The following is a 9251-nucleotide window of genomic DNA, read 5'->3' as shown; positions in this document are numbered from 1 at the left end:
GCGCGGGCGCACACCAGCTCGCGCAGGCGCGTCGTGCACATGGCCAGCAGGGCGTGGGGCGACACGGACTCCATGCGACCCAGCAAAAGCAGGCACTTGCGGGCGTCGCGGGCGGCGAGGGCGTCCACGAACTCCCAGGGCTTCACCTCGGCCGTACGCGCCACCAGCCCCATGATCTCGTGCTCGTTCACGGCATCGGTGCCGCGGTGCGCCAGCGCGATCTTCTTGAGCTCGCTGTCCAGGTGGACGGTGTTCTCGCCCACCAGGTCCACCAGTGCGCGCGCTGCCCCCTCCGTGAGCGTGACGCCGTGGCCCGCGGCCATGGCCCGCACCGTCTTCGGCAGCTCGTTGCGCTTGAGCGGGGCGCAGTCGATGACGGCCGTCTTGCCATGGGCGGCCACGGCCTTGTACAGGCGCGTGTTCTTCGCCAGCTTCTCGGCCACCAGCGCGAGCACGGTGGACCCGCTCGGCGAGGACAGGTACGACACGAGTGCCTCGGCATCGGCCTTCTTGAGCTTGTCGGCTGCGCGCACCTCCACGAGGCGCACGGGGCTGGCGAACGGCACGGTGTTGCAGGCCGCCACGACGTCGCCGCCGAGGGCGGTCTCGCCGTTGAACTCGTCGGCGTTGAACGACAGGTCGCCCAGCGCGGAAAGGCGGGCGCGCAGGCGCTTCATCACGGCGTCGCGCTTGAGCGCGTCCTCCCCCACGATGAGGTAGACGGGGAGGAGCGGTGCTTCTTGTTTCTTGTTAGTCGGCATGCCCCGCATTCTACCGCAGCGACGCGACCGCGATGCCCTGCGCGGTGGATTTGCACGAAACATCCCCCGCCTCGTCGGTACGCCATATCTGCGCCCCCGCGTCGGCCAGCTCCCGCAGCGTCTTGTCGGCCGGGTGCCCGTAGCGGTTGCCCGCGCCCGCGCTCACGAGCGCGATGCGCGGGGAGAGCGCGGCCGCGAGCTCCGGCGTGAGCGCGTTCTTCTCCCTCAGGTAGAGGGGGAGCCCCGAGGCGTCGACGGGCTCGCAATCGACTCTCGTGTGCAGCGTCTTCTCGACGTACTCCCTCATGCTCCGCCTCCTCATGTAACTAAACAATTATCAATGTACCATTATGAATGGTACATAGCAAATCAATTAGTTACATTTAATGACGCCTTGCGAGCCCTCGTGGTCTTTCGGAATCGCGATGCGTCTAGCAGGGCGTACCGCTCGTTTTTCCCTGCGTTTTCGTCTCGACAAAAGAGATATCTGCTCATGCCCGCGGCATTCGGCAGGCTTGTCGAATGCCGCGGGCAGTAGCGGGCAGGCGCTTACCTCCCGCTTGCTCGATAGTACTGCCTTGGGTCGTGCTGGTTTGATCCGACCCATTCGAGAAGTCCTTTTTCGGCAAGGCGCTTCAGGGTCTCCGTCGCCTTTACCCTCCCGATCCCCGTTTGCTCCATGAGCTCTTTTCTCGCCACGCAACCCGAGTCGTGCGCAATCTGCATGGCGACCTTCTCGGTTTCGCTGAGTTTTTCGAGGGAACCGGGGGAGGCGGCGTCTGTTGAACTGATGGCCGCGGCGTCACTCGTCTGTGCCCCGGGACGCTCGAAGCGTATTACGGTTGAGTTGACGTCCTGGCGGTAGCTGAATGCCACGCCAGCGGCGTCGCGCGCCCTCTTGATGCGCGGTATGCCGGTGCCGTACTGCTCGATCATGCCCGATCTGAAGAGCACCTGCGCGATGTTCGGGTTGCGCTGCTTGGAGTCGCCGCCCGATCCCTCGAGGTGCCTGTCGGGGGAGTCGCCCTCGGGGAACAGCCCGGGGCTCATTATCTCGATGAAGTCCATGTAGACGTTTACCTGAACGGACGTGCCGGTCGTGTAGTCGCGGTGGCAAAGCGCGTTTGCTTGCCCCTTCCACGTTTTCATGCGCCTTAATGCCCTTTGTGAAGAATCGTCCCATTGGGAAACGGGTCCCAATGGGACGATTTTGGCATCAGGCATAGGGGAAATCGGTGCGTGCCGTGCGTTTGAAGCTATGTGCTATTCCGATTCTCTAATGCGTCCCAGGCGGCTCGAAATGCTCCATCGAAATTGCTGGCAATCCTCTCCACCTGCGCAAAATCCCCGTCCTGCCTTGCGTTTTCGTCTTGACAAAAGGGATGAGTGTGATTGGCCCTCGCCCTGTCGTCGAGGACGAATTGGTCGCGTACGGCGATGAGGTCGATGAATTTCTTTCCGCGAAGCCGGGTATCACAGGCTGGTGGCAGGTCGAGGCGCGCAACGACGCAATTTATGGAGATGGGAGCAGACAGGAGCTGGAGCTTTGAGAACATCATTAACAAGCTGGGTTATTCGTCGCGCAAGATCGCGGCCGTTGAATGGCATCTGCGCACTGCCGATTTCGTTGTCGCCAATTCAGAATTGCAGATGAGGTTTCTTGTAAACGAGTTGCCTGAGATTGCGGGCAGGGTGTCGTACGTCCATCTTGGTATCGAGCCATTCGAGCAGGATTCCTGCATAAGGCAAAGTAGATGTTCCGTTGTCGCAGTGAGCGGGGGCACTCGTCCAGTTAAAGGCAGCGATGTGGTTGCGCGTGCGGTGAGCTCCTTACGCGGCAGGAATGTCGACTGCGAGTTGCGCGTGTATGGCCGCCAGTATGCTGCCAACGACGATCTAAGCGCCATTATGGACGGTGCGGGAGGGGTGTTCCTCGGCCAGGTCGAACATGAAGAATTCATTAGCGGTCTCGGCGAAACCAACGTTTTTGTTATGAACTCCCGGCACGAATCCTTCGGCCTCTCCGCCATCGACGCCTTGCGAGCTGGAGCCTCGCTTCTCTTGTCTGGGAATTGCGGCGTAGGCGAGATTCTCTCTCTTGAGGATTCCGATGTCGTGCGCGACTGTGAGGATGCGTGCGAGGTTGCCGATAAAATAGAATATCTTTTAGAGTGCCCAAATGCATCCAGGCTCTATGAATCGCTGGACTTTTCAATGCTTGGATGGGATTCAGCAGCATTTCGTTTGCGCAATATCTGCAAAAGAGTAGCTATCCAATCGCGCGAGATGAGTCTTTGAAAATTCTTTTTTACACCTCATGCAAAGCTATTGCCATGAAGGGTGGCACGGAGAGGGCCACCGTCTCCGTTGCATCAGCTTTGTCGAGCCGCTATGGACACGAATGCTATTCAGCTTATTCGATCGAAGATAGTGCTCCCAAGGAACTCTGTTTCGCGGGGGAGTTAATGGTCGACGGGCATTTGAAAACCGCTGCTTCGCAGATAGCTTCGTTCGTTCAAGACAGACGCGTTGACGTGGTTGTCAGCCAAGGATCTTTCGAGCTTGTTATTGCTTTGCGAAAAGCCGGTTTGCCCAGATGCACAAAGCTTGTTCTTGCCCACCATTTCGAGCCAGGCTGGGAAGTTCATTTCGGCGATCTGCGGACGTGCTTATCGCAACTTGGATCTGCTAGTGGAACCGGAAAAGTCAAGCCGGCTGTTAAGGTGCTCTGCTATCCGATTTACAAGGCTCGTTATACAAGAAGGCTGAGGGGGGACTACCAAGCGGCGTATATGGCTGCCGATGCCGTGGTGCTGCTTTCAGAGGGTTTCTCTGAGGGCTATAAAGCGTTTGGCGGATTAGAGGACGTTGAAAAGTTCAGGTTCATTCCAAATCCTTTGTCATGCGAAGAATATCTTGATCCTGCTGCCTATTGCGAGAAGAAAAAGATCGCATTGATTGTAGCGCGACTTGAGGATACTCCGAAGAAAATCTCCCTTGCCTTAAAAGCATGGGAGGCGGTCAAGTCCGATCCAGTATCGGAAGGTTGGACGCTCCGAATCGTGGGGCATGGCCGAGACGAGAGCCGCTACAAGAGGCTTGCGGCCCGCATGCGTCTACCCGACGTTGACTTCGTTGGCCGCAGAGACCCCATCGGGGGGGGGGGACTATTGCATAGCGTCCCTGTTCCTGATGACTTCGGCAAGCGAAGGATGGGGTCTGACGTTGACGGAGGCGCAGCAGTTCGGGGCAGTGCCCGTCGCGTTCGATTCCTACGCCTCGCTTCGAGAGATCATAACCGATGGGGAAAACGGCAGATACGTTCCCTTTGCGGATGTAAGCGCTTATGCAAAAGCCGTGCTCGAACTCATGGAGGATGCTGGCATGCGGCAGGAAATGGCTCTGTACGCCATCGAGTCTTCCAAGCGTTTCTCTTGGGGAGCGATTGCTGAGAAATGGCAAGCGCTGTTGGAGGAGCTGGGATCACTTTGAGCGTAATCGTTCCCGCATATAGGGCCGAAAAAACGATTCTACGCGCGATAAACAGTATCTTGCTATGGCCCGGCGATGATATGGAGGTCATCGTGATAGATGACGGATCGGATGATTACACGGCGGGGATAGTGCGAGAAGTGACCAAAGTGGATGCTCGTGTCAGACTTTTGCAACAGAGTAATGCAGGAAGGTCTGCGGCGAGGAACGCCGGATTCTGCGCGGCGCGAGGTGAGTGGGTCATGTTTTTGGATGCGGATGACTATCTACTCGCCGACGGCATAGGGAAGATTCGGGAGATGACGGCTTCTTCCGTTTCCCTCGTGCTGTTCCCTGTGATACTCAGTGCTAGGGAGAATGTGGTTGGCTATTCAGATATATCGTGGAAGGGCTGGGGGACTGTCGCCGAGGATAGGACGCTTCCTGCATCTGCCCTGCGGTCTTTTATGATCGATCCCGCATACGCACCGCTTTCCTCGGGGGTTCCAAAAAGGCTGGAGTGGTATGAGACCAATTCGGCGAGGTCGCGCCTCTATCGACGGAAGGCGGTTCTGCGATTGTCCTCAAAGCTCGGAGAAGGGCAAGCTCCCTTTCCCGTTAATCTGCGCTTTTCCGAAGATAAGCTATTCAACTTGGCATTACTTGATCTTCTCGGCGAGGAGCAAGTAATCTTGTCCGGCCATCCGGTTTATTATTGGGATTTGGGAAACTCGGATACCTGTGCCGTAGTTCGCGTCGATGATGCAAAGGGCCTCTTGCCGTTCAAGGATGCTGTCAATGTGTTGGTGAAGAACGACCTTCTTTCCATGAGTGAGCGGAGTTTAGTATTTACTCGGGAAGCTATCAGCCAGTTTAAAAGGAGCATGAGGCTGGGTTCTTCCGATCTACATGCATCAAAGCGTACTTGGCGCAGTCTTCTGTACGACGAGGGTATTCGTTCGTGTTTGGGAAGCGTTCCGTGTGCGTCGATGAAGGAGTCTATTCGCGTGAAGCCAATTTGCTGGCTCTTGCGCCACGAGTTCATATCCGTCGCCTTCATGTATGAGCGTAGCATCTTTTTGGTCAAGAAACTGTTTTCGGAGTCTGGTTGGTTAAGACAGTTGCTCTCTCGAAGCGTCGGATGAGGTTAGCCGATGCCCTCCCTCATGCGAAATTCCTTCTTTAATATGCTTTACCAGCTTGTGTTGCTGCTGGTGCCGCTTGCCAGTGCCATGTATGTGTCGCGTGTGGTGATGCCCGAAGGGCTCGGCGAGATCGCGACGGCGGAGAATCTGGTGTCGTATTTCACGGCGCTTGCGCCTTTGGGAATCCCGGCATACGGGCTGCGTGAGGTGGCAAAGGTGCGAGGAGACCAAAGAGCGCGCTCAAGGATTTTTTCAGAGCTCGTGCTCTTGAACTTCGCGTCAACCCTCTTGTTTCTGGGTGTCTATGCGACGTGCGTTCTCGTTTTCTTCGACGGCGCAGTACCCGCCCTTTACCTGATATTCGGTTCGCTTATTGTCGCCAACTGCCTGAATGTCGAATGGCTTTTCAGCGGTCTGGAACGTTATGTGTTCATTTCCGTGCGCGGCATGGTTGTACGTATTGCCAGTTTGATTTTGACTCTCGTTTTTGTAAAAGGTCCTGATGATGTTTTGATTTATGCTGGCGTAACCTGTCTCGCCACGGTCGCAAATTACTTGGTGAACGTTGTCTGCCTACACGGCCAAGTGAAATTCACGTTGCGCGGTATCGCTCCTTTTAGGCATCTAAGGCCTGTGCTAGTGCTTGCGGGAACGATTGTGCTGTTCAGTATTTATACAAAAGTGGATATCACAATGCTCGGTGTGTTTTGCGCAAGTTCCGTAGTGGCTTACTATGCCTACGCCTACAAAGCAGAAGAAATAGCAAAGATGCTTTGCGTGTCTTTGACGAGTGTTTATCTTCCTCGTTTGAGCTACGAGTTCATCCATGACCGAAAAGAATTTTCGCGCCTCATGCGCCAGTCGATGATGCTGAACATATGGATTTCCGCCCCCATGGCCATGGGGGTTTTCATGCTTGCCCCGCATATCGTGCCCCTTCTTTTTGGAGAGGCGTTTCTTCCGGCTGTTCTCACGTTGCAGATGTTTTCCGGATTGATCATAGCCAAAAGTATTGGTCAGATTATCTATCAAGTTACCATTGCGACCGGTAACGAACGCTTTCAACTTGTTGCCTATTCGGTAGGTGTTGCGGTCAATATCGCGTTGAATTTTGCACTAATCCCAATGCTTCAGCAAAACGGCGCCGTTGTGGCTACGGTGTTAACAGAGATCGTTCTCGATGTTGTGCTTGCGTTCTACATCAAAGAGCATATGTGTTTGGCTATACAACTTCGATTCTGGCTTTCCCTGTTCGGTGGCTTGGTCGCGACAGGAGCGGTTCTGCTCTTGTGTGGGGCTCTTATTTCAGATCATCTTCTTTGTACGGGAGTCTCGGTTGTTCTTTCTGCAATTACGTACGGGGCTGTTGGGATCGCCTGTAAGAACGAAACGGCAGTACTGTTACTGCGCAGGATCTTTCGTCGCTAGGTGTGGCTGATCGTGTAGAAAACGGCAAAGCGCCGTTCCAATAGGGAAAGGAGAAGGTCATGGTACGGGTTTCGGAGTTGAGGGTTGGCGATTATATCAGGGCTTCTTGGTTGGGATCGGGTTGGCATAAGGTTCTTGAGGTAGGCACTTCCTATTCGGATTCGTCCAAAGTGTATCTTGCGGTCGAGGGCTTCCGCGGCGTTGAAATAAGCGCCGACGAAACGGTGGAAAGGCAGTAGGCATATCCCAGCGGGGGATGGGCTGAATCGAAGGGAGTCGGGGTTCAGCGGCTTGTTTTGTGCAGGCGCTGAATCCTCGGCTCCCCGTTGAGCAGAAGGGGTGGTATGCATGTTCAAGCGCAAGGAAGTTGAGGAGATGCGCGATACCGTCTATTACAAAGACGGCGATGAAATAACGTTCGGATCGGTACAGAACGCCCTTGCAGCGCAAGCGAGCGAAGCGAGGTTGCCGATGGCCTTTCGCATGGATCATATCAAGGAAGGCGCCCTAATGGGTGACACAACTCCTTGCCTTGTCGTGTTTCATCCCGAGCATCCTACCGATTACTACAACATGCTGATCACAATTGGTCGGCAGGGAGCATATGCGCTCGTGTCGGTCTACGCAGCAGGAAAAAGCAAGCAAATGGGCAAGTTCAATAGGTCGACCGTAGGTAAGAGCATGATCGAGGATGTTCTGGCAGGGAAAGCGAGCGGGGTCGATCTTGCCATCGGAGTGATAGGTGGATTATCGGGTTCCTTCGGCAAAAACAAGAGTAAGCACCAAGAGGAGCAATTTTACTACCAGCTTTGCATGGAGATATTCGACCAGGTTCTTTCCTGATTGAAGCGAATGATTTAGGAGTTGGAAATATGACATTGGATCAAGTAATCGATACGCTTTCTTATGAAGACCTAGCTGCTCTCAAAAACATGATCGAAAGCGGGCATGGGAATGATGCGATAGCCGTGCTCGAGGATTTTGGCTGGGACGGAAGCGAAGACAATCAAGACGCCGTCGTAAAGGTTCTTCGTAGGGTATAGTGGTGCACTTTTCTTCTGTTGTGATCTCGCAAGGCGATGATTGGAAGAGGGGCAATGCCGGCTACGCGCAGCACCCTTGGCCGCTCACCGGTTCGTTGCCGATAACCTGGCAACTGGCCTCGACGGTAAGCGCGCAGTACTCGAGCAGGCAGGAGATGAGTGCGACGGCTTCCGTATCGGCCATGCCGCTTTTGGAGAGCGCCATCGCGAGCGCCGATGTTCCATCGAGTGTCATCTGCACGTCGCGCAGCTCGTCGAGGGCCTCTAGTTGCGTCGTTATAATGGGCCTTTGCCGATACATCTACTCTCCTTTGAGTGGCTGAATGTACGGAGAATATCACTTATAACGGGGCGTTTCAATCGGAGTATCTGTGCGAGCTGCTTTTACCGTAGGACACCATCTTGCGCATCTGCGAGCGGTTCGACGTGCAGCCGGGGGACATCATGGAGTATATCCCCGACTAGGCCGGGGCTGATGTGGGCAGTGACGATCTTCCGGGCGGAATCCTCATGAGCTTGCGGTTGCAGCTAAGAGTCTCCCTCTGCGTTGACGTCGCGCCCCTGCGCTGATAAACTAAAGGCCACAATTATGGCCCGAAAGGAGACGGCGATGACGGTTTGCGTACCCATAAAGGATTTAAAGAATACGGCGACGTTTTCCAAGCTTGTCGAGAGCTCGCCAGACCCGGTTATCGTTACGAGGAACGGTCGGGAGTCTTTTGCCGTCATGACAGTAGAGGAGTTGGACGCACTTCGCTTGGAAGCCGCTCGTGCTCAGTTGTATCGGGACATAGACGAAGCCGAGGATGATTTCGCCCACGGTAGGATGACGGAGGCGAACGAGTCCCAAAGAAGGACGCGCGAGCGTTATGGCCTATAACGTTGTTTGGTCGTTTTCAGCTGAGCGGGACAGAGATAGGATAGTAGAGTACCTGCTCTATGACCTTGCCTCGCCCCAAGCTGCAAGCCATGTGCTCGACGAGCTCGATAAAATGATCGTTATACTTAGTGATAACCCGAAGCTCTTTGCCCTATCGGCCGAGTCTCGGCTTGCGCGCATGGGGTATCGCAAGTACCTGTTCATGAGGTATGTGGTGCTTTATCGTGTGGAGGATCGCACGGTGAAGGTTGGCCGTATTTTCCATACAGCGCAGAATTACGCCCGGCTCGTGTAGGCCGGGCGTTTCGCTCTTTATCTGATGAAGTTCGTCATCACCTTGGGCTCCACCTCGGGGGCCGGCACCTGGGCTGTGGCCTTCAGCAGCCAGGCCATGTTCCTGCCCAGGACGCGCATGATCTGCAGGCCCTCGGCGTCCTGCGCCACGTCGTCGGCCGTCTTGCCGTGGACCATGGGCCAGTAGTTCGACGAGACGACCGGCATGCAGCTGATTTGGAAGCACTTG

The 9251-nt window shown here is 55.4% G+C and carries 14 protein-coding genes and 1 pseudogene; 10 read left to right on the top strand and 5 right to left on the bottom strand.

Translation table 11 applies throughout. The annotated features are described in order from the left end of the window. The 3 genes from holA to GPA_RS01470 form a co-directional block, all read right to left on the bottom strand. Positions 1-761, bottom strand: a 761-nt coding sequence (gene holA, locus GPA_RS01480) for a DNA polymerase III subunit delta (RefSeq protein WP_041239923.1), incomplete at its 3' end; no start/stop codon positions are given. Positions 762-771: 10 nt separating this feature from the next. After that, positions 772-1068 (bottom strand): ComEC/Rec2 family competence protein, encoded by a 297-nt coding sequence (locus tag GPA_RS01475; protein WP_015538740.1) that lies wholly within the window; start codon positions 1066-1068, stop codon positions 772-774. Positions 1069-1310: 242 nt separating this feature from the next. After that, positions 1311-1910 carry an ATP-binding protein gene (locus GPA_RS01470; protein ID WP_015538739.1) on the bottom strand — a complete coding sequence of 200 codons (600 nt, stop codon included), beginning with the start codon at positions 1908-1910 and terminating at the stop codon, positions 1311-1313. Positions 1911-2131: 221 nt separating this feature from the next. On the opposite strand from GPA_RS01470, the gene GPA_RS17175 reads away from it, so the two are divergent. From GPA_RS17175 to GPA_RS17780, 7 genes are all read left to right on the top strand, one after another. Continuing rightward, on the top strand, positions 2132-2311 hold the full coding sequence (locus GPA_RS17175; protein WP_227156046.1) for a sugar transferase: 180 nt from the start codon (positions 2132-2134) through the stop codon (positions 2309-2311). Then, positions 2277-3059: a glycosyltransferase family 4 protein gene (locus GPA_RS01465; RefSeq protein ID WP_015538738.1), complete on the top strand. Its 783-nt coding sequence runs from the start codon at positions 2277-2279 to the stop codon at positions 3057-3059. Before GPA_RS17175 ends, GPA_RS01465 begins: the two co-directional genes overlap by 35 nt. Before the next feature lie 771 nt (positions 3060-3830). Further along, positions 3831-4253 (top strand): glycosyltransferase, encoded by a 423-nt coding sequence (locus GPA_RS20330; protein WP_015538737.1) that lies wholly within the window; start codon positions 3831-3833, stop codon positions 4251-4253. Continuing rightward, entirely contained in the window at positions 4217-5377 is a 1161-nt protein-coding gene (locus GPA_RS01455; RefSeq protein WP_083808828.1) for a glycosyltransferase family 2 protein, read from the top strand. Before GPA_RS20330 ends, GPA_RS01455 begins: the two co-directional genes overlap by 37 nt. A 9-nt stretch (positions 5378-5386) precedes the next feature. Beyond that, the gene (locus GPA_RS01450) at positions 5387-6805 is read left to right on the top strand and encodes a flippase (RefSeq protein WP_015538735.1); all 1419 of its coding nucleotides are present in this window, start codon (positions 5387-5389) and stop codon (positions 6803-6805) included. A gap of 348 nt (positions 6806-7153) precedes the next feature. After that, positions 7154-7648 (top strand): hypothetical protein, encoded by a 495-nt coding sequence (locus tag GPA_RS01440; protein WP_015538734.1) that lies wholly within the window; start codon positions 7154-7156, stop codon positions 7646-7648. 29 nt (positions 7649-7677) lie between these two features. After that, entirely contained in the window at positions 7678-7848 is a 171-nt protein-coding gene (locus GPA_RS17780) for a hypothetical protein (RefSeq protein ID WP_015538733.1), read from the top strand. A 61-nt stretch (positions 7849-7909) separates the two neighbouring features. On the opposite strand, the gene GPA_RS01435 is transcribed toward GPA_RS17780, so the two are convergent. Further along, positions 7910-8149 carry a hypothetical protein gene (locus GPA_RS01435; RefSeq protein ID WP_015538732.1) on the bottom strand — a complete coding sequence of 80 codons (240 nt, stop codon included), beginning with the start codon at positions 8147-8149 and terminating at the stop codon, positions 7910-7912. Positions 8150-8247: 98 nt separating this feature from the next. On the opposite strand from GPA_RS01435, the gene GPA_RS20570 reads away from it, so the two are divergent. The 3 genes from GPA_RS20570 to GPA_RS01425 all read left to right on the top strand — a co-directional run bounded on the left by GPA_RS20570 (position 8248) and on the right by GPA_RS01425 (position 9023). Beyond that, complete coding sequence (locus GPA_RS20570) at positions 8248-8313, top strand: helix-turn-helix domain-containing protein (protein WP_302319824.1); 66 nt, start codon at positions 8248-8250, stop codon at positions 8311-8313. 145 nt (positions 8314-8458) lie between these two features. Further along, a complete protein-coding gene (locus tag GPA_RS01430) occupies positions 8459-8728 on the top strand; it encodes a type II toxin-antitoxin system prevent-host-death family antitoxin (RefSeq protein WP_041238756.1) in 270 nt (89 codons plus the stop codon). Beyond that, complete coding sequence (locus tag GPA_RS01425) at positions 8718-9023, top strand: type II toxin-antitoxin system RelE/ParE family toxin (protein WP_015538730.1); 306 nt, start codon at positions 8718-8720, stop codon at positions 9021-9023. Before GPA_RS01430 ends, GPA_RS01425 begins: the two co-directional genes overlap by 11 nt. A 17-nt stretch (positions 9024-9040) precedes the next feature. On the opposite strand, the pseudogene GPA_RS01420 reads toward GPA_RS01425, so the two are convergent. Beyond that, positions 9041-9251 (bottom strand): annotated as a pseudogene (locus tag GPA_RS01420) (flavodoxin family protein); the annotation flags it as partial.

The organism is Gordonibacter pamelaeae 7-10-1-b (assembly GCF_000210055.1).
GTDB lineage: Bacteria > Actinomycetota > Coriobacteriia > Coriobacteriales > Eggerthellaceae > Gordonibacter > Gordonibacter pamelaeae.
This window is presented reverse-complemented; position numbering and strand designations above follow the sequence as displayed.